Genomic DNA, 18,232 nt, shown 5'->3' on the forward strand with positions numbered 1-18,232 from the left:
AAGGGAATTGGGAAGAAAGCTTATGGTAGAAACATCATCCATCTCTTCAGACTTTGATCCTAGAAAAATAGGGGTCATTCAAGACGATAATTCCTCCGTTGATGCAGATGGGGGAGATATTGTCCAGTTTGTATCATTCAAAGTCGGAGATTCTGAATACTGTGTAGATATTATGGCAGTCAGAGAAATCAAAGGGTGGGCAGAAGTAACAGATTTGCCTAATACGCCTGAATTTGTCAGGGGTGTCTTAAATCTTAGGGGTATCATTGTTCCTATCTTTGATCTTCGCTGTCGTTTTGGACAAGGCTTAACAGAATGTACTGCCTTGCATGTAATGATCATCTTACAAGTGGAAGATAGGATCATGGGCATCCTTGTTGATGCCGTCTCGGATATTATCACGGTCAACACAAATGAAATATTGCCCGCACCGACGCTTGATAAAAAGTCTGAACAGAAATTTATATCAGGACTAATGACGGTCCAAGAGCGAATGGTGGCGCTTTTGGAAATCGAAAAATTATTCGACCTTGAGACAATCGTCGAAGCAGCCATAGAAGAATAAAAGTCCACATCAGGCTTTAAGAAAGAAAAAAGGGAAAAGACGTAAGTCTTGGAGAAAAAAAATGAACTTTTTGAAAAACTTGAAAATATCTGCAAAATTAGCATCTGCCTTTGGGGTCTTGATTATAATTCTGCTTGTTGTCAGTGGACTAACGTTAAACAGGCTTTCTTATATTGAAGACAGGACTAATTGGACTGAACATACCTATAATGTTCTTGGCGAATTAAACGGATTGACCAAAGCGATGATCAATATGGAAACAGGGGTGCGTGGCTATCTTGTTTCAGATAATGATACTAACTTCCTTGAGCCCTACAATGCAGGTCTTGTTGCGTTCGACAAGCATTTTAAAACAGTAAAGCGACTTACCTCTGATAACCCTGGTCAACAAAAACGCCTGGATGATATCAACAAGCTTGCAAAAACCTGGATAAATGAGATTGCAAAACGTGAAATTAGTTTGATGAGCAATCCTGCAACATGGGCACAGGCGCGTGCACTTGAAGCCAGCGGGGCAGGGAAGACCAGCATGGATGCCACGCGCGCTAAGATTGATGAAGCAGCGCGTATTGAGCGGGAGTTACTTGTTGCCCGGTCTACTGAAATGCATCAAGCCTTCACAGATACCAGTAACAATACAATTATTGGGTCCGTCATTTCAGTTCTAATTGCAATGTTTATGGTGTTTACACTTTATAGAGCTATTGCACGACCTGTTAAAGAGGTTACGGATTCAATGCTTGTGCTTGCAAAGGGCGAAACCAGTGTGGAAATCCCTGAAGTTCAGAGTGCTGATGAAATCGGTGATATGATTGAAACCGTTCATGTCTTTCGTGAAAATGCCATTCAAAGTAAAAATTTGGAAGACAAAATAAAAGAAGATTCTGCTTTGTCAGAAAGCATTTTAACTGCCATCAGTCGTGCACAGGCCGTAATTGAGTTTAACTTAGACGGTTCCATCATAACGGCTAATGAAAACTTTTGTGGTGCTATGGGATATACTCTGGAAGAAATTCAAGGAAAACATCACAGTATGTTTGCGGATCCTGAATATGCTGCCGGCCATGAATATAAAGAATTCTGGGCTAAATTGAACCGCGGCGAGTTTTTTGCTGGCCAGTATCGCCGTTTAGGTAAAGGCGGTAAGGAAGTATGGATTGAGGCTTCCTATAACCCTATTTTTGATGCCTCAGGCAATGCTCTTAAAGTTGTTAAATTTGCGACTGATATTACAAAATCTCGTCAAGAAGCGGACTTTAACTTCAGAATTATGCAAGCAACGAAGGGTGCTAAAGCGAATATTATGCTTGCTGACCTGAATTATGATATCGTTTATATGAATGAAACTATGATTTCGATGATGAAAAATGCTGAAGCTGATTTAAAAACAGAGTTAAAGGATTTTGATACAGATAATCTCATGGGCGCGAATATTGATGTCTTCCATAAAAATCCTGATCACCAGCGCAAACTATTAGCAAAACTGACAGATACATTTGATACAACCATTGTTGTTGGAGGGCGGACCTTTAATCTGATTGCTATTCCAATCTTTGATTATCAAGGAGACCGTATCGGTACCTCCGTAGAATGGTCTGATATGACGGATGAGTTTGCTATTGAAGAAGAAATCAAGACTGTTGTGAATGCTTCTGTCTCTGGGGACTTCTCAAAGAGACTTGAAACAGACGGTTTGGATGGATTCTTCCTCAATGTTGCAAATGGTATAAACATGTTTGCTGAAACAACCTCGAACGGCTTGAACGATTTCTCAGTGATGATGAATGCGATGTCGAGTGGGGATCTTAATTATAGGATTACCAATGAATATCTTGGTCTGTTTGATGAATTAAAACAGGCTGCAAATGCCTCTTCAGAGAAATTAGCGGAAACCCTCTCTAGAGTAATTCTAACAGCCAATGAAGTCAGCAATGCTTCTACAGAAATTGCTTCTGGCAGTGCTGACCTTTCTCAGCGTACAGAGGAACAGGCCTCTAGCCTAGAGGAAACGGCAGCCGCAATGGAAGAAATGGCGACAGCGGTTAAGACAAATGCTGAAAATGCTCAAGAAGCCAACAACCTTGGTAAAAGCGCACGGACTGTTGCTGAAAAAGGTGGTGAAGTTGTCAATTCAGCTGTTGATGCAATGGATCGTATTGAAGATAGTTCGCAGAAGATTTCTGATATTATCGTTGTCATTGATGAGATTGCTTTCCAGACAAACCTTCTTGCCTTGAATGCGGCGGTTGAAGCTGCCAGAGCAGGGGATGCAGGAAAAGGCTTTGCAGTGGTGGCCTCTGAGGTAAGAGCTCTTGCACAGCGTTCCGCAGAAGCTGCGAAAGATATTAAGGCACTTATCGCGGATAGTACGTCTCAAGTTAAAGACGGTGTGAGCCTAGTGAATGAAGCTGGAGGACAATTGAACGAAATTGTTACTTCTATTGGACAAGTTACAGGACTTCTTGCAGATATCGCGAATGCAAATGCTGAACAGTCCTCTGGTATTGAAGAAATTAATAAAGCAGTTTCTGAGATGGATGAAGCAACACAACAAAATTCTGCTCTTGTTGAAGAAACTGCCGCGTCTGCTCAAGCAATGACGGACCAGTCTGAAGAAATGCGCGATATGGTCTCCTTCTTTAAAGTTGGAGAAGGGCAGCAGTCAGGCAGTAGGACTAAATCTCGGTCTTCAGCTTCCTCTAATGCCCAGAGTAGTGCAGCGTCTTCCATGGCTGATGTAGACAGTTCTGAAGATGACTGGGCTGAGTTTTAAGATTAATTTCGAGCTAAGCATTGATCAGTCCTTTGGGGGCTGATCACTGTATTGAAAGCTATTTATATGAGTAAATCTGCTAACTTTTGGCAATCTATAGAGTTTTCTGAGAAGGAATTTAATGAACTACGGGATGTGGTTTATGACCTTACAGGTATTGCTCTTAAAGATAACAAAAGAGAAATGCTATATTCCAGACTTTCAAAAAGATTAAGGCAGTTAAATTTAAAGTCGTTTTCGGCCTATATCACACTTCTTAAAGGTCCGAAGCAACAAGATGAACTTGGCCACTTAGTCAATGCTGTTACAACCAATTTGACTCGGTTTTTTAGGGAAAGTCATCATTATGATCATTTACAAAAAGTGGTCATTCCTCAGATTATAGCACGCGCGGATAAAGGAAATATTAGTCCCTTTCTGATTTGGTCAGCGGGGTGCTCTTCTGGCATGGAGGCATATTCTGCTGCGATGGTCATATACCGTCACTTACCAAAGAAATATCATAAACTTGTAAAAATATTAGCGACGGATATTGATACGAATATGATTAACACTGGGAAGGAAGCTTGTTATCAGACCAAACATAAAGAAACGCTGCCTTTAGAATATCAAAAGTATTTTGCACAAGATAGTAAAGACGATAAATATTCTCACATTGTTGAAGAAGTTAAAAAGTTTGTTCATTTTAAGTATTTGAATTTATTGCATAAATGGCCAATGACAAAGAATTTTGATGTTATATTTTGCAGGAATGTCATGATTTATTTTGATAAACCGACACGAAACACGCTCGTGAATAGATATAAGGATCAGCTGCTTGAAGATGGGTATATTTATCTGGGTCACGCAGAATCTTTAGTTGGGCAAGAAGTTGATGTGAAGGCTATTGGAAAATCAATTTTTCAAAAATTTAAGACGGGGGAAGAAGTCAATCGTACCTCCCAACTTGCTGCTTTTAGAAGACAATTATCATGAGTAGTCAACGTAAAGGGAATGCTGCTTTACTCCCAGAAAAGAAGCGGTATTTTGACCCTAGAACTGGCTTTATGATGGTCAAAGTCCTTCCTGGAGAGCATTATGTGACGGCTGATCCCGTTGAAGCTATCGTAACAGTTTTGGGGTCGTGCGTCGCAGCTTGTATCAGGGACCCCGAAACAGGCATTGGTGGTATGAACCATTTCATGTTGCCGGGCGATATCAATACATCCTCTGCAGGATCAGCCATGCGATACGGACATTTTGCAATGGAAGTGCTGATCAATGAGATTTTAAAAACCGGCTGCCCTAGAAACCGTCTTGAGATTAAGGTCTTTGGCGGAGCCAGCGTAATGGGTGCAGCCAATCAAGTTGGGCATAAAAATGCTGAATTCGTTTTGGATTACCTTAAAAACGAGGGCTTATCTATTGCGGCACAGGATTTAGTGGGAACTCATGCTCGGCGTATTCAATATTCGCCCATTTCTGGTAAGGTTGAAAGATTGATTTTACGTAGAAAACAAGATGATGTCGTCTTTAAAGATGAAACGAAATTTGCAGGAAAAATTAAAGATACAGCAAGTAAAGCTGGTACAGTTGAACTGTTTGATTAAGGCATAGAATGACAGAGACAATAAAAATATTGATTTGCGACGATAGCGCCCTAATCAGGTCGATCTTAACAGCCATACTATCTGCTGAAGCGGATATGGAGGTTGTAGGGACAGCCATTCATGCAAAAGATGCGCGGGAAAAAATTAAAAAATTCAACCCTGATGTGCTCACTCTCGATATTGAGATGCCGGGGATGGACGGATTGTCATTTCTAGAGAAGATAATGACTTTACGCCCAATGCCTGTGGTTATGATTTCATCCCTAACTCAAAAGGGTACAGCGTCTACGATGAAGGCCATGGAACTTGGTGTGTTTGAGGTTGTTGGAAAACCCACCCATGGTTTGAAGGAAAAGTTCGATATTATTTCGGATGATATAGTTTCCAAAGTCCGCGCTGCGGCGACAGGTAAAGTCAGCCCAATCAATAGGGATGCTTTCCTAGACAAGCCAGAAGATGGCATTAAGCAAACCTCCACTGAGTTTGATCTTATTGCCATAGGCTCGTCCACTGGCGGCGTCGTAGCAATTAAAGAGATTATTCCATATCTTTCAAAATATTCTCCGCCTGTGGTCATTACACAACATATGCCTCCAGGTTATATAGAGAGTTTGGCTAAAAGATTGAATGAGCATTCAAAAGTAACGGTAAAAGAAGCAGAGGATAACGAAACGCTTCAAACTGGCTATGTCTACATTGCGCCGGGTGATCAACATTTAGAAGTCATCCGCTCAGGGGCCATAATGAAAACCAAGCTCTCTGATGGGGAAACTGTCTCAGGTCACAAACCTTCAGTGGATGTGCTCTTTAACTCCATCGCTAATCTAAGCTTATGCAAGGCAATAGGCATTATTTTAACGGGTATGGGGAAGGACGGTGCGCAAGGCTTGCTCTCCATGCGTGAAAGAGGGTCTAAGACAATTGGTCAAGATGAAGCAACAAGTGTTGTTTACGGCATGCCAAAAGCTGCTTCTGAGATTGGTGCTGTTGAAGACGTATTGCCTTTACAGAAAATCCACACAGAGCTTAAAGCTTTGTGCTGGCCAGAACAAAGGTAGGCTTTATGTCTGAGACTGATAAAATAAGCATGCCAGAGGCCATCGCATCAGCAGATATGGAAAGGTTACTTTCACTGTGGACTGGCTTGTCGAAAGCTGAACAAAATACTTTCCGTTTTCTTATAGATGAATCTGAAAATATTAATTCACTCCTCGAAAAAGAGACCAGTGGTTTGCAGGCACATTTTTATTCGCTGATCAATATGACCAACGAGCAGAGTACGATCATTAAAAAATTGCGCGATGAACTGGCAATCATTCAATTGTCTGATCGGAAAATATCCTTATCTGAGATGGTAGATTTTTTTAATACTGTCTTCACGGAAAGTGTCTCAGCGACACTGGAAATATCCCAGACAGCCGTTGAATTAGCATTCTCTTTGGATGATACTGTGGGCAATATGGAAAATGTTGTAACACAGATCACCAGTATTGAAGCGATCAACAAGCAAACGAATCTTTTGGCTTTGAATGCAAAAATTGAATCAGCTCGAGCAGGAGAAGCAGGGAAGGGCTTTGGTGTCGTTGCTGACGAGGTTAGAGAGCTTTCAAAGAATATTAATCATGTGGCAGAAGATCTTCGGTCTAAGGTGAATACTGTTTCCGACGGGATTTCTAATAGCCATCATAAACTTCAAACCCTCGCAAACCTAGATATGTCTGATACCTTGAAGGCTAAAGATAGTATCGAAGAAATGATGCAAGGCTTAACCGATAAAAACCAAATGCTAGAGAATACTTTGGATCAATCCAGGTCTGTATCAGAGAAAATTTCAGGCGATATTTCTGTGATGGTTCAAAAATTCCAATTCCAAGACAGAGTTAGTCAACTTCTTGCGGAATTTGATTCGAGTTTGAAAGTTATTCATGAGTATCAGGAGATGATTGAGCAGGCTATTCAAAGTCGAACAGTCTCTGATTCTCAGATTATAAGTGACATTAATGAAGATTTTTACGAACTCTTGTACGAGAAAACGACTTTAGGGGAAGTGAAAAGCCGACTTTCAGAAAAGTTTGCTATAGATTCCGGTGAGGCGATAGGTCATAGTGGTCAAAATGCTAATCGCAGTGATTTATCTAGTTTAGATCTTGATGATGAAGACGATATTGAATTATTTTAATTTGATGGAAGGGGTATAACCATGGAATATTCAATTAACGATAACGGTGGCAACGCAACGGTTGCAATTAAAGGAAATATTACATTTTCTCAAAATGTAAGGTTTCGGCAAATGCTTAAAGATATCTCTGACGCGTCTGTAAAAAGCTGCCTCTTAGATATAAGTAATGTGGAAATGGTTGATTCTGCAGGCCTTGGTATGTTTCTGATTGCAAAAGAGCAATCTGATACAGAAAACTGGAAACTTTCTGTTACTGGCGCATCTGGCCATGTAGAAACTATGTTAAAATTAACGAAACTTTCAGATCTCTTAGCTTAAAAGGTATCTATGTCTGTTTCTAGTGATCATACGCTCTCAGAGCTTTTAGGCGACGTTTATTCTGCATCAATATTAATTGTTGATGATATGTTATTGATGCAGAAGATGATTGGCCAATCTTTAACCAATGCCGGATATAATAATTTATCTTATGCAAGTGATGGACTAGAGGCTGTTGAAGCTATTGAGAAAAAATGTCCTGATTTGGTTATCCTTGATTTGAACATGCCTAAAATGTCTGGCTATGATGTCTGTCGCCATGTTAGAGCGAATCCTGACTATTCAGGATTACCTATTTTAGTGCAATCCGCAGCAGAGAGTCCCAAAGAACGCACTGAAGTGTTCAATGTTGGGGGAACAGACTTTGTTTCAAAGCCAATTAATCAGCCTGAGCTTTTAGCTCGGGTGCGCATGCATCTTGAGAATAAATTTCTTATTTCTAACCTTACATCATTCCATGATCGGGTTAGAATGGAACTAGAGATTGCGCGTGAGATGCAGCAAGACATACTCCCATCGAGAGCCTATTTAGATACGCTATCAGAAAGCTGTCATGTAGACATTGAAGCTGTCTATCAGTCTTCGTCAGAATTAGGGGGTGATTTGTGGGGGATATGGCCTCTTGAAAAAGGCAAGTTCGGCTTTTTTGTGCTTGATGTATCTGGTCACGGTGTCGGTTCTGCCTTGAATACATTTAGGGCCCATTCTGCCATGGCTATCATGGAAGATCTGAAAGAGGATCCTGCTGCATTCTTAACAGAGTTAAACTCTAAAATGGTTAGCGATTTTCCCACAGGGAGCTTCGCCACGATGTTTTATGCTGTCGTAGACCCTAAAGAAGGGCAAGTCACCTTTGCCGGTGCGGGTGCTCCTAATCCTTTCATTATTTCTCAGGATGGAGCCTCACAACGTCTTGATAGTTCAGGGTATCCGATTGGTATTATTTCATCCGCTAGTTATGAAAATTTAACGGCATCTCTTAAGCCAGGCGATTTAATCTTCGCCTATTCGGATGTCTTTATCGAAGCGCCTGATGATAATGGAGAATTTCTTGGTGACGCGGGTCTGGAGCGCGTAATTCTTGACTGTCACAGTCAGGCTAATGATAAAAATGTAATTGATATCTTTATCGCGGATTTCCAGAAACGGGTGCCAGGAAATTTGCCAGATGATTTAACTGCCGTCGGCATTTATACGGGGTAAGGGTATGGCAGAAAGATCAATACATCTCAATAAAATCCTAGCCGTTCACGATGGCAGTGAGCTGTCAAAAAGGATCTGCACGCAACTGGAACAATCAATCGTAACCTCCGTATCTACGCTTGAGGCCTTTTGGCAAGAACTTAGTCACTCAGATGGTTATCAATCAGTTCTGGTCTTTGATCCGATAGCTAAAGAAAAAATATATGATTTGTTGTCGGCTTTACCTAGTTTGCCTGTATATATTAACATTCCGATCATTCTTGTTCTAAATGAAACAAATCTTCGATTTGAGCAGGACTTTGTTAAGATGGGCGCAAATTCAGTGTTAATTTCTCCTAATGAGTATCAAGATGAGAAATTTTACACACTTCTTCGTCAAGAAATTGATCTACAGACGTCTCGCTATCAAAGCCTGACACAACTGCAGCCTAATCTGCAGTCAAGAATTACAGCTATACAAAATTTAGAGGAAGGAAACTTCCGCATACGAACCCATGAGGAAGCACAGCAGCTTGCGTCTCTCCTCTCTATTTCCTCCAAAGAGCCCACTTTACTTGCTATTGGGATAACAGAATTAGCGATCAACGGCGTAGAACATGGCATGCTTGGAATTACACATAATGAGAAGAATGATCTCATTGAGAGCGGAACGCTCGCTACTGAAATTGAGCGGCTCTCGAAGTTAGATAATAATCGCCAAAAATTTGTTGAAATACATTATTTAAAGTCTCGCGAATATATTAAGTTACGGTTCATTGATCCCGGTAATGGCTTTGATTATTCTACATATCTTGATGAGAAAATATTGGAACAACAAAACCAAAAAATGGCCAAGCATGGCCGGGGCATAAGCATGGCAAAAGCGTGCTTTAACTCATTGAATTACCTTGGAAAAGGTAACGAAGTTGAGGCCACTTTTCTCTATTGATCACAGGTGCCTTTTTAATTTCCTGCCTGCAATTAAGCCAATAGCCATCGGTAGTAAAAAGTACAGTGCTTCTTCGGGTGCTGTATAAACTAGGGTGAAGGCTGGACCGGGACAAAGTCCGACCAAAGCCCATCCTATACCAAAGAGACAAGCACCGATAATCAAACTTTTGTTAATGGGGAGCTGTGCTGGCGAGAGATGCATTTTTTCAATCATGTGGAATTTTTTTAGAAGAAAATAGCCTGGAACAGTCGTAAGGATTGCGCCGATCATTACAAAAGCAAGAGATGGATCCCATTGACCTGTAATATCAAGAAAATTAATTACTTTCTGTGGGTTTGCCATTCCTGACAGTAACAGTCCAAAGCCAAAGATAAGACCACTCAGTATCGCTGTACCTAATTTACTCATGATACCATCCTTTATTTTAGAAGGTAAGTTGTCAGCATTGCTGTAGCCATGAAGAGACAGACAGCAACAAAGGAACGCTTTGAAAAACGCGAGAGACCACAAACGCCGTGTCCACTTGTGCAGCCATTTCCAAGGGAGGTGCCTAGGCCAACGAGTAGCCCAGCTGTCAGTAAATATCCTTTGTGAGTTGTGACTTCAACGAGAGGCGGAGTCGTCATCAGGTTGGAGGCGAGTGCAGCCGCACTTACGATGCCAGTAAGAAAACATAACCGCCATTTTTTATCCCCATCTAATAGCGCCGATCGAGCTATACCACTAACTCCCATAATAGCTTTATTCCCAGCCATTAATAAGATGGCAGCACATCCGATCAATATTCCACCTCCAATAGCAGTAATGGGCGTGAAATTCACTAAATCTATTGTCATTTGTCTATTTCCTTTACGATCAGTGGTATTTTCAGATAGCGAGTTTCATTCTCTTCAGGAGTAGGCAACTGGCCTGCTTTGATATTGACTTGAAGGGATGGAAGCAACAGTCGCGGCGGGCTCAATTCAGAGTCTCTTTCTGTGCGCATCTTTATGAATTTTTCCCTACTAATACACTGATTAATATGAATATTATTTTCTAAATGGTCTGCTATAGAAGCAACAAATTCATACTCTCGACCGTTGGGAGCATAGTCATGTCCGACATAGATATTGACTTTATTACCAAGGGTGAGAATTTTCTGAATAGATTCATATAACGTTTCCGCACAGCCACCTGGGAAATCACAACGTGCAGACCCAAAATCAGGCATGAAGAGAGTATCCCCTACAAATGCATTTCCTTGGATAACATAAGTCATACAAGCTGGTGTATGTCCTGGCGTCGCAAGGCATCGGATATCCATACTCCCAGCCTTTAGACAGTCGTTATCCTTAAGCAATACATCAAAGTCTGAACCATCACCCTTTATGTCTTTGATATTATATAGCTTTCCAAATATTGATTGAACATCAACTATAGCAGCGCCAATGCCTGTTTTGGCATGATAATGGTGCTTTAGATAGGCAGCGGCTGATAAATGATCAGCATGAACATGTGTTTCCAAGATATAATGTATTTTAAGTTTATTCTTATGCACATAGCTTCTTAGCTCATCGGCAGAATCTGTCGTAATAGATCCAGAGGTTAAATCTAAATTCAAAACACTGTCTATGATCACTGCATCTCTTGTCTTGTTATCGTAGACAATATAGGATGCTGTATAGGTCATTGGATCAAAAAATATCTCGATTTTTATATCTTGCATGACTAATAATTTCCATAAGGGATTGTATATTCACTTTTTTGAATATATAAAAGAAACTATGAAAATGTCAAGATCAGATCAAATGAAACATGCGGCAGGTAAGGCAGCAGCAATCATAAAATTGCTCTCTCATCCTGATCGTCTTGTTCTTGTTTGTTCGATCGTTGAAGAGGAAAAATCTGTGTCGCATCTCGTGGAAGATCTTCAGCTGAGACAAGCCACAGTCTCGCAACACCTTTCTAAGCTTAGAGAAGCAGATATCGTAAAAACACGGAAAGTAGGGCAGGCCGTCTTTTATGCATTGAAGGATGAGAAGGTGGCAGCCCTCGTACAAACTCTCTATGAGGCTTATTGCCCTGAATAGCCTTTTTCAATTTAATTATATTTTTTTGTAAGGTTTTTAGTTTTTGGCCTACTGAAGAGATGTAACGCTAATAAAAAGACATATCTAAAGAGGACACCAATGACCCGAGTTACGACATATTTAAAAACCATAGGGGCTTCTATCTTAGCCTCGACGTCGATTTTTGCTCAGCAAATGCCTGATCAATCATCTGAACTGGCAAAGAAGGCTGAAGATTGTTATATCTCTGGCATCAAGAAAAAGGCTACCTGTTATACTTTTCAGGTGCCCCTAGATTATCAAGAACCATCTGGGGTTCAGATTGATTTGCATGTCACTATTCTAAAGCCAACAGGGTCTTTAACCAAACAAGATCCCTTCTTCATTTATGCTGGAGGTCCAGGACAAGCAGCAGGCGAGTATGGTAATCTTGTAAAACTCGCGTTTCATAAAATTAATGAAGAACGCCCCATCATTCTCATGGATCAACGGGGGACGGGGAAGTCTTCTCCAATGCGATGTCGTATGGAAGGCTATTTACCTGAAGAAGGTGCCACCGAAGAATTTATAAAGAAATGCTTTGAAGAACAGCCAAATGATGTTCGTCATTTTGACAGTCTTTCAGTGGTTCATGATACTGAATTTGTCAGAAAAGAGTTTGGATTTGAGGCGTTGAATTTCTGGGGTGGCTCCTTTGGGACACGACTGAGCGCTTATTATGCTTTAACCTACCCAGACAAAGTAAGAAGTATGATTTTAGATGGGGTACTGCCGCCAGACCAAAGCTTGTTTTATACAGCTCCTTTCAGTGCAGAACGTGCCATTAATAAGTTGATTGAAAAATGTCAGGCTGAGAAAGAGTGTAATATGAGCTTTCCGAGCCTTAGAGAGGATATTCAAATACTTCTCGATCGTGCAAAAAAAGGAGAGGTACTATTTAAAGGTCCAGACCCTGTAACGGCGGAACCAATTGAATTTAGCCTGTCACGAGATATGATGGTAGAAGCTATTCGTTCAAATTTATATGCGGCTGAAACAACTCAATATTTGCCTGTGATGATTAAAAATGCTGTTGACGGGGATTTTAATGGTTTGCTAGCGGCCTTATTAAACGGAACGGGTGTCTCTGACTCTATGTATTTGGGCAGCACTCTCTCGATCCTTTGTTCTGAGGAGGTGCCCACTGTAACGGCTGAAAGTGTCAAACAGCATAGTGCCGGAACATTCGCTGAAGATAGTTATTATACCTATTGGTCGACAGCCTGTAAGAATTGGCAAGCAAAGCCATTCCATCAGCCCTTCAAAAACCCGCTGAAAACTGACATACCAACGTTGGTATTGTCAGGCGATTTAGACCCAGTCACCCCGCCCACACTAGGTGATATTCTCATGAAAGGGTTATCAAACGCACGCCATATTATTGTTAAGGGAACAGGGCATAATACAAGTCATATAGGGTGTATGCCTTCATTAATGGCTGAATTTGTGAATGACTTAAAACCTCGAGAATTGGATAGTGGATGTTTGCGCGACTATAAAGCTGCGCCAGCCTTTACTGCCTTTTCTGGTACAACAAAAAAACAAACAAAAGAATAAGCGAGGCCAATCATGATAGAAGTTAAAAATTTGGCAAAATCCTTTGGGGATGTACAAGCCATAAAAGATGTTTCTTTTAAAGCCGAAGATGGTGCCATTACAACATTGCTTGGCGCAAATGGATCAGGAAAGACAACTACACTTCGTGCCATCTCAGGCTTGTTAAAACTTGATCAAGGTCGTGCTTTTGTTGACCGGCTTGACTGCAATTTAGAAAGCCAAAAAGCACAACAAGTCATGGGGATATTCCCTGATAGTTTTGGACTTTATGTACGGCTCACGACACGCGAGCATCTAGAATATTTTGCAAAACTACATGGCATGAGCGGGACGAAAATGCACACAGCCATTGATCATGTTACAGAACTTTTACAAATGCAGGATATTCTAGACAGGAAAGCCGAGGGGTTTTCTCAGGGTCAAAGAATGAAAGTAGCGCTAGCACGAGCACTTGTTCATCAACCGAAGAATTTAATCTTGGATGAACCAACGCGTGGCTTAGATGTTATGAGTATTCGTCTTCTCAGAGGGCTTATGCATCAATTAAAAGAGGCTGGTTGTTGTATTCTCTTTTCATCACATGTGATGGCCGAAGTTTCTGCTCTTTCCGATCATATTGTGATGATCGCAGATGGGATTGTTTGTGCTGAAGGTGCAGAAACAGAACTTGTCGCCAACAGTGGATGTTCAAACCTTGAAGATGCTTTTGTGAAAGTCACAGGCATGGACAAAGCGGCGTAAGGAGAAGAACTATGTGGTATCAATTTACAGCCGTTTTCCAAAAAGAATGGAAAGATATGATCCGGGATAGACGTACAGTTATGGCAGGTCTTGCCTATGCTGTATTTGGCCCTCTCTTTTTAGGGTTCTTCATCCATTTTATGGCTGATATTCAGGACGAACAAAAGGATATAACTCTGTTTGTGGCCGGAGCAGAGAATGCACCAGGGCTTGTTCAATATTTAAAAAATAGAGGCCCTAATATTCAAGCAATTGCCTATACAAAAGACATGGAGAAAACGCCAGCCTCCATTATGGATGACTTGAATGTGAAAAATAGCATTTTACTTGTTATTAAGCCTACATATCAAAAGTCCCTGGCAGAATTTAAACCTGCCAAGCTTCATATTTTCACTCATATGGGTAATAAAGAAAATATGATTGGCTTGAGAAATGTTCAAGCCGTTGTTGGTGCATATTCTAGTCAAATCGCTTCCGTCCGAGTTATGTCTCGCGGTGTAGCTCCCTCTATCCTTGCGCCAATTCGTATGGAAGTAGGGGATTTATCCTCTAGTGGTGTACAGGGTAAAATGATCATCGAGCTCATGTTGCTTTACTTTATTCTTGCCCCTTTCTTTGCTTCTATGGCTATTGCTATTGATGTAACGGCAGGGGAAAGAGAACGACAAAGTTTACAAGTGCTCTTAGCTCAGCCGGTTGATTCTCAAACGTTGATGGCTGGAAAATGGGCAGTGGCAACGGCCTTTGGACTTATTGGCACAATCATCACTGTAGTTTTAGGAGCCATTATCCTTACAAATTCTCCTCTCGGTGCGCTCGGGGTTAGCCTTGATTTATCAGTATATAATGTTATGCGAATTATTACTGCGATGATCCCACTGGTGGCATTTGTGTCGATCACACAGATGTTGGTTTCTTTCTTTGCAAAAAGCTTTAAGGAAGCGCAAACATATATAACGATGCTGTCATTCTTTCCTGCTTTGCTCGGAATGATGCGCTCTCTGACGGGGAATGAAGCTGAAGGGATGCTAGCACATTTACCGATATTCATGGATTTAGAAGTTCTTTTTCATCTTCTTCAAGACGGTGAATGGCTTCTCTCATTCTGGAGTATCGGAGCTCTGATAACTTTTGTTCTTTCTCTTATTCTTTTTGTCTTTGCTTCGAGAAGGCTTGAAAATGAGAGATTGCTTGCGGGCGAGTAAAATAATAGATGAGTGTTGAAGCCGAAATTGAATCACATTCTAAGATGATTGGTAGAATTGCCAGCTCATATGAAAGAGACGATAGTCTTCGACAAGATCTTCTACAAGAGATTGTTATCGCGCTCCTCATCTCCCTGCCAAAATATCGCGGTGAAGGCACTAAAAAAGCCTTCATCGCCAGAGTAGCACAAAATACCTGTCTCACTCATGTAAGAAAACAGGTAAGCCAAAAAATGCAAACATATGACACCGTAGAAGTCGAAGATGATCGAATCCGTGCAGATGATAGGATCGAGCAACAACAAAAGAGTGACGCTTTGCAAGCTGCTGTAAGAGGCCTTCCTATAAAGCTGCGCCAAGTGATCATTCTTGCCTTAGAAGGTCTCAGTTATAGGGAGATCGGGGAAAGTATTGGCATTAGCGAAAATAATGTTGGGGTGCGCTTTACACGCGCAAAAGGCCAACTAATCCAGTTGATGGGTAAGGAATAACTATGAACAGTGAAAATATGCCCGACTTAAATGGCTTGAAAGATCTATGGCAGGCAGATACAGGACAGAAGGGTGTCGAACAAGATGTTGCAGAGTTCGTATCAAGAGCCCGTAAAACAGTCTTTAGGCTGAGACTTCTTTTTATGTTTGATATCATTTCTTCCCTGATAGCTATGGGGGTCCTCGGATTCGTATTAACGATTTCTACGACCGTGCCCTTCCTCTTGTTATTTGCTGTTGGTCAGATTTTTTGTCTCGTCTATCTCTGGTATGCCATCAGCACGCGGCGTGGGTTACTCTCTTTTTCTGATGTATCATCTGTTGATTTGATCGCCTTGGAAATGAAACGTGCTCAGCGCCTCATTCACTATATAAATTTCAATTTCTGGATGGTTATTCCTATGACTTTGATTACTTTTCTTGCTTTATGGGGGCTTGCTGACATGAAACAATCGTGGTCTCATGAGGATGTACTCTTTGCTATTTATGTTTATGGAGGCCTATATCTTAGCCTTTTACCCTTAGCTGTATGGGCCGAACGAGTGAAGCGAAAGCAATATATAAAAATTAATGAATACAGTATGTTAATTAAAGCAATTGAAGATAATACTTACTGACTATCACGTCGAATAATGTCTCGTTTCAGAAAACGGCCGGGGCAAAGTAAGCTCGTAATTTCTTTTGGAACTGGGCAAGGTTCACTCGTAATCAGGGCAGCAAGATAAGCAGCACAAAGCGGTGCATACTGTAGCCCCTTTGACCCTAATCCTGACAAGATATATAGACCTTTTTGATATTCTAGTGTTTCACTAGGGGGGAAGGTTTTATCTTGACTTAAGGGACGTAAAGCCTGTTCCCACTGTTTGAAATTTGGCACTTTCCCCACGCTGGGTAACTGATCAATTGTTGTGCACCGCATACCAACAAATGTGTCTGTGATTAGGCTTTCTCCAATGTTGATATCAAGGGCTTGATTAAGCTTTTGGATGATACCTAACGAATCCTCTGTATTGACGGCTTGCCAAGTATCAAGATTAGGCGCCCGGTTAAAGGAGGAGCCAGCAATTCTTTTATTTGGAAACTCTGGATCTCTGTCACTTAAATAGCCACCAAAACTATGTGTTCCTTTAGGGATGATTTTATCTGTGTCTTCAAGGGTAACGAGTTGGCCGCGGTTCGGCCTAAGTCTCATCGGAGATAGCTTATGAAACCGACTTGTTTCATAGCCGGTTGCAAGGAGGAGGTCGGAAAAGTCGTTAGGAACGTCCCCGGATGAAGACTGTAAGGACCATCTATTAGTGTCTTCCTTAAATTTATAGTCTGTAATAGTGGCAGGAATAACGTCTATATCATCCAAAAGGAAATTCAGGAGTTTTTGAGTGTTATAGCAACTGCTTGATGGCAATAGAAGTTTGCCTCCTTTGATTTGAATAAGAGTGGGCGGTAAATCCAAATGTGCAACTAGTCTTTTAAAGCGCTCTAATTCATTCTCCTTAATGGGGTATTGTTGGATACTTGAATTCCCAATACGTGCCATTCTTAGAGCAGGGTGCTGACTGCTTGTAAGATAACTTGATAATAAGAAGTCTGAGAGAGCTGTTTCTTCTAACATGAACCGGGGTGCAAGAATAGCAGCGGGCACTTGAGAGGCTGTATGGGTTGTCTCCCCTTGAAAGACTGTTACGGCAATACCCCTTTGTCTGAGTGCATAGGCGGTAAAGGCACCTGCAAAGCCAGCCCCTATAATAGCGACAGATCGTTCTTGAGCTTTCATGGGCGTCGGCCATGAATGATGGGCGGCAGTTGCGTCGCCCCTTTCAGGTGAAAAAGTTCCAAGCAACCTTTCTCGCTTGCGTCCATATCCTGGTGCTTTTCTCATATCAAATCCAACGGACTGAAGACCGCGCCGAACAAAACCTGCTGCTGTAAAAGTAGCTAACTTTGCCCCCACCTTTGATAGTCGCCCTAACTGGGCGAAGACCTCATCAGACCACATGTCAGGATTTTTAGCTGGAGCAAAGCCGTCTAAATACCATGCATCCACTTTTGCTTGAACAGTTGGAAGCATTAGAGTGATATCGCCGTAGATTAACAGCAAAGTTACTTTACCGTCATCAAAGCTGCAGACATGATATCCGCTTTTAGCAACTGGATATTGATCTCGCAGTTGATTTGAATAAGAAGCTAAGTCTGGAAGGTGGGAATGTGCTTCTTCTAAGGCCTCTTTGTCTAGAGGGTATTTCTCAAAAGATATGAACATGAGTCGGCCTTTTGGATCGAGCTCACGATATGTTTTCCAAGTTTGAAGGAAATTTAACCCTGTTCCGAAACCAGTTTCGCCAATGACATAACATGCCGAACGGCTCGATTGAGCTGCAAGAGCTTCAGGGAGATCAATGCCGTTAATAAAAACATGATTGGTTTCTGCGATACCAGATCCTTTAGAAAAGTAGACATCATCAAAGACAGGCGATACAGGGGTCCCATCTTTCCATTCTAGGTCACTAATCGTAATCTTATTTGTCTTCTTTGAGGTCATGCATCAGTCATACAAATTTAGCCGACTTTTGTCTTTATTAAATGTGCATGAATA

At 41.4% G+C, this 18,232-nt stretch carries 19 protein-coding genes; 15 read left to right on the top strand and 4 right to left on the bottom strand.

The genetic code is table 11. The features are described from left to right. Nucleotides 1–22 precede the first annotated feature (22 nt). The 9 genes from QGN29_RS11125 (at nucleotide 23) to QGN29_RS11165 (ending at nucleotide 9,555) form a co-directional block, all read left to right on the top strand. Nucleotides 23–565, top strand: a complete 543-nt coding sequence (locus tag QGN29_RS11125) for a chemotaxis protein CheW (protein ID WP_310797935.1) — start codon at nucleotides 23–25, stop codon at nucleotides 563–565. A 61-nt stretch (nucleotides 566–626) separates the two neighbouring features. Next, nucleotides 627–3,338, top strand: coding sequence for a methyl-accepting chemotaxis protein (locus QGN29_RS11130; protein ID WP_310797936.1), 2,712 nt, complete (start codon nucleotides 627–629; stop codon nucleotides 3,336–3,338). Between the two features lie 66 nt (nucleotides 3,339–3,404). Continuing rightward, nucleotides 3,405–4,313: a CheR family methyltransferase gene (locus QGN29_RS11135; RefSeq protein WP_310797937.1), complete on the top strand. Its 909-nt coding sequence runs from the start codon at nucleotides 3,405–3,407 to the stop codon at nucleotides 4,311–4,313. Beyond that, on the top strand, nucleotides 4,310–4,927 hold the full coding sequence (locus tag QGN29_RS11140; RefSeq protein WP_310797938.1) for a hypothetical protein: 618 nt from the start codon (nucleotides 4,310–4,312) through the stop codon (nucleotides 4,925–4,927). The genes QGN29_RS11135 and QGN29_RS11140 overlap by 4 nt, the downstream gene beginning before the upstream one ends. Before the next feature lie 8 nt (nucleotides 4,928–4,935). Further along, nucleotides 4,936–5,985: a protein-glutamate methylesterase/protein-glutamine glutaminase gene (locus QGN29_RS11145; RefSeq protein WP_310797939.1), complete on the top strand. Its 1,050-nt coding sequence runs from the start codon at nucleotides 4,936–4,938 to the stop codon at nucleotides 5,983–5,985. A gap of 5 nt (nucleotides 5,986–5,990) precedes the next feature. Continuing rightward, nucleotides 5,991–7,106, top strand: a complete 1,116-nt coding sequence (locus QGN29_RS11150; protein WP_310797940.1) for a methyl-accepting chemotaxis protein — start codon at nucleotides 5,991–5,993, stop codon at nucleotides 7,104–7,106. Nucleotides 7,107–7,127: 21 nt separating this feature from the next. Next, entirely contained in the window at nucleotides 7,128–7,424 is a 297-nt protein-coding gene (locus tag QGN29_RS11155; protein WP_310797941.1) for an STAS domain-containing protein, read from the top strand. 9 nt (nucleotides 7,425–7,433) lie between these two features. Continuing rightward, on the top strand, nucleotides 7,434–8,627 hold the full coding sequence (locus QGN29_RS11160; protein WP_310797942.1) for a SpoIIE family protein phosphatase: 1,194 nt from the start codon (nucleotides 7,434–7,436) through the stop codon (nucleotides 8,625–8,627). Between the two features lie 4 nt (nucleotides 8,628–8,631). Further along, nucleotides 8,632–9,555: an ATP-binding protein gene (locus QGN29_RS11165; RefSeq protein ID WP_310797943.1), complete on the top strand. Its 924-nt coding sequence runs from the start codon at nucleotides 8,632–8,634 to the stop codon at nucleotides 9,553–9,555. Here the strand turns inward: QGN29_RS11165 and QGN29_RS11170 are convergent, their stop codons facing one another. From QGN29_RS11170 to QGN29_RS11180, 3 genes are read right to left on the bottom strand one after another with little or no spacing between them, the layout of a single operon-like run. Continuing rightward, on the bottom strand, nucleotides 9,556–9,966 hold the full coding sequence (locus QGN29_RS11170) for a DUF6691 family protein (protein ID WP_310797944.1): 411 nt from the start codon (nucleotides 9,964–9,966) through the stop codon (nucleotides 9,556–9,558). A gap of 11 nt (nucleotides 9,967–9,977) precedes the next feature. Beyond that, on the bottom strand, nucleotides 9,978–10,394 hold the full coding sequence (locus QGN29_RS11175; protein ID WP_310797945.1) for a YeeE/YedE family protein: 417 nt from the start codon (nucleotides 10,392–10,394) through the stop codon (nucleotides 9,978–9,980). Further along, nucleotides 10,391–11,263 carry an MBL fold metallo-hydrolase gene (locus QGN29_RS11180; protein ID WP_310797946.1) on the bottom strand — a complete coding sequence of 291 codons (873 nt, stop codon included), beginning with the start codon at nucleotides 11,261–11,263 and terminating at the stop codon, nucleotides 10,391–10,393. Before QGN29_RS11180 ends, QGN29_RS11175 begins: the two co-directional genes overlap by 4 nt. 64 nt (nucleotides 11,264–11,327) lie before the next feature. On the opposite strand from QGN29_RS11180, the gene QGN29_RS11185 reads away from it, so the two are divergent. The 6 genes from QGN29_RS11185 (at nucleotide 11,328) to QGN29_RS11210 (ending at nucleotide 16,256) form a co-directional block, all read left to right on the top strand. Further along, nucleotides 11,328–11,627 (top strand): ArsR/SmtB family transcription factor, encoded by a 300-nt coding sequence (locus tag QGN29_RS11185; protein WP_310797947.1) that lies wholly within the window; start codon nucleotides 11,328–11,330, stop codon nucleotides 11,625–11,627. Nucleotides 11,628–11,726: 99 nt separating this feature from the next. Continuing rightward, the gene (locus tag QGN29_RS11190) at nucleotides 11,727–13,202 is read left to right on the top strand and encodes an alpha/beta hydrolase (protein WP_310797948.1); all 1,476 of its coding nucleotides are present in this window, start codon (nucleotides 11,727–11,729) and stop codon (nucleotides 13,200–13,202) included. Between the two features lie 12 nt (nucleotides 13,203–13,214). Next, complete coding sequence (locus tag QGN29_RS11195) at nucleotides 13,215–13,943, top strand: ABC transporter ATP-binding protein (protein ID WP_310797949.1); 729 nt, start codon at nucleotides 13,215–13,217, stop codon at nucleotides 13,941–13,943. An 11-nt stretch (nucleotides 13,944–13,954) separates the two neighbouring features. Beyond that, a complete protein-coding gene (locus QGN29_RS11200; protein WP_310797950.1) occupies nucleotides 13,955–15,148 on the top strand; it encodes an ABC transporter permease in 1,194 nt (397 codons plus the stop codon). An 8-nt stretch (nucleotides 15,149–15,156) separates the two neighbouring features. Next, nucleotides 15,157–15,639: an RNA polymerase sigma factor gene (locus QGN29_RS11205; RefSeq protein WP_310797951.1), complete on the top strand. Its 483-nt coding sequence runs from the start codon at nucleotides 15,157–15,159 to the stop codon at nucleotides 15,637–15,639. A 2-nt stretch (nucleotides 15,640–15,641) separates the two neighbouring features. Further along, complete coding sequence (locus QGN29_RS11210) at nucleotides 15,642–16,256, top strand: hypothetical protein (RefSeq protein WP_310797952.1); 615 nt, start codon at nucleotides 15,642–15,644, stop codon at nucleotides 16,254–16,256. On the opposite strand, the gene mnmC2 is transcribed toward QGN29_RS11210, so the two are convergent. After that, nucleotides 16,250–18,178, bottom strand: a complete 1,929-nt coding sequence (mnmC2, locus tag QGN29_RS11215; RefSeq protein ID WP_310797953.1) for a tRNA (5-methylaminomethyl-2-thiouridine)(34)-methyltransferase MnmC2 — start codon at nucleotides 18,176–18,178, stop codon at nucleotides 16,250–16,252. The genes QGN29_RS11210 and mnmC2 overlap by 7 nt on opposite strands. Nucleotides 18,179–18,232 lie beyond the last annotated feature (54 nt).

Origin of the sequence: Temperatibacter marinus (assembly GCF_031598375.1) — a bacterium.
Classification (GTDB): domain Bacteria; phylum Pseudomonadota; class Alphaproteobacteria; order Sphingomonadales; family Kordiimonadaceae; genus Temperatibacter; species Temperatibacter marinus.

Coding starts and splice junctions, on each gene's coding strand:
- QGN29_RS11185 (WP_310797947.1), top strand. CDS start 11,328: ATGTCAAGATCAGATCAAATGAAACATGCGGCAGGTAAGGCAGCAGCA.
- QGN29_RS11180 (WP_310797946.1), bottom strand. CDS start 11,263: ATGCAAGATATAAAAATCGAGATATTTTTTGATCCAATGACCTATACA.
- QGN29_RS11165 (WP_310797943.1), top strand. CDS start 8,632: ATGGCAGAAAGATCAATACATCTCAATAAAATCCTAGCCGTTCACGAT.
- QGN29_RS11175 (WP_310797945.1), bottom strand. CDS start 10,394: ATGACAATAGATTTAGTGAATTTCACGCCCATTACTGCTATTGGAGGT.
- QGN29_RS11200 (WP_310797950.1), top strand. CDS start 13,955: ATGTGGTATCAATTTACAGCCGTTTTCCAAAAAGAATGGAAAGATATG.
- QGN29_RS11150 (WP_310797940.1), top strand. CDS start 5,991: ATGTCTGAGACTGATAAAATAAGCATGCCAGAGGCCATCGCATCAGCA.
- mnmC2 (WP_310797953.1), bottom strand. CDS start 18,178: ATGACCTCAAAGAAGACAAATAAGATTACGATTAGTGACCTAGAATGG.
- QGN29_RS11205 (WP_310797951.1), top strand. CDS start 15,157: ATGAGTGTTGAAGCCGAAATTGAATCACATTCTAAGATGATTGGTAGA.
- QGN29_RS11145 (WP_310797939.1), top strand. CDS start 4,936: ATGACAGAGACAATAAAAATATTGATTTGCGACGATAGCGCCCTAATC.
- QGN29_RS11130 (WP_310797936.1), top strand. CDS start 627: ATGAACTTTTTGAAAAACTTGAAAATATCTGCAAAATTAGCATCTGCC.
- QGN29_RS11190 (WP_310797948.1), top strand. CDS start 11,727: ATGACCCGAGTTACGACATATTTAAAAACCATAGGGGCTTCTATCTTA.
- QGN29_RS11140 (WP_310797938.1), top strand. CDS start 4,310: ATGAGTAGTCAACGTAAAGGGAATGCTGCTTTACTCCCAGAAAAGAAG.
- QGN29_RS11160 (WP_310797942.1), top strand. CDS start 7,434: ATGTCTGTTTCTAGTGATCATACGCTCTCAGAGCTTTTAGGCGACGTT.
- QGN29_RS11170 (WP_310797944.1), bottom strand. CDS start 9,966: ATGAGTAAATTAGGTACAGCGATACTGAGTGGTCTTATCTTTGGCTTT.
- QGN29_RS11135 (WP_310797937.1), top strand. CDS start 3,405: ATGAGTAAATCTGCTAACTTTTGGCAATCTATAGAGTTTTCTGAGAAG.
- QGN29_RS11195 (WP_310797949.1), top strand. CDS start 13,215: ATGATAGAAGTTAAAAATTTGGCAAAATCCTTTGGGGATGTACAAGCC.
- QGN29_RS11210 (WP_310797952.1), top strand. CDS start 15,642: ATGAACAGTGAAAATATGCCCGACTTAAATGGCTTGAAAGATCTATGG.
- QGN29_RS11155 (WP_310797941.1), top strand. CDS start 7,128: ATGGAATATTCAATTAACGATAACGGTGGCAACGCAACGGTTGCAATT.
- QGN29_RS11125 (WP_310797935.1), top strand. CDS start 23: ATGGTAGAAACATCATCCATCTCTTCAGACTTTGATCCTAGAAAAATA.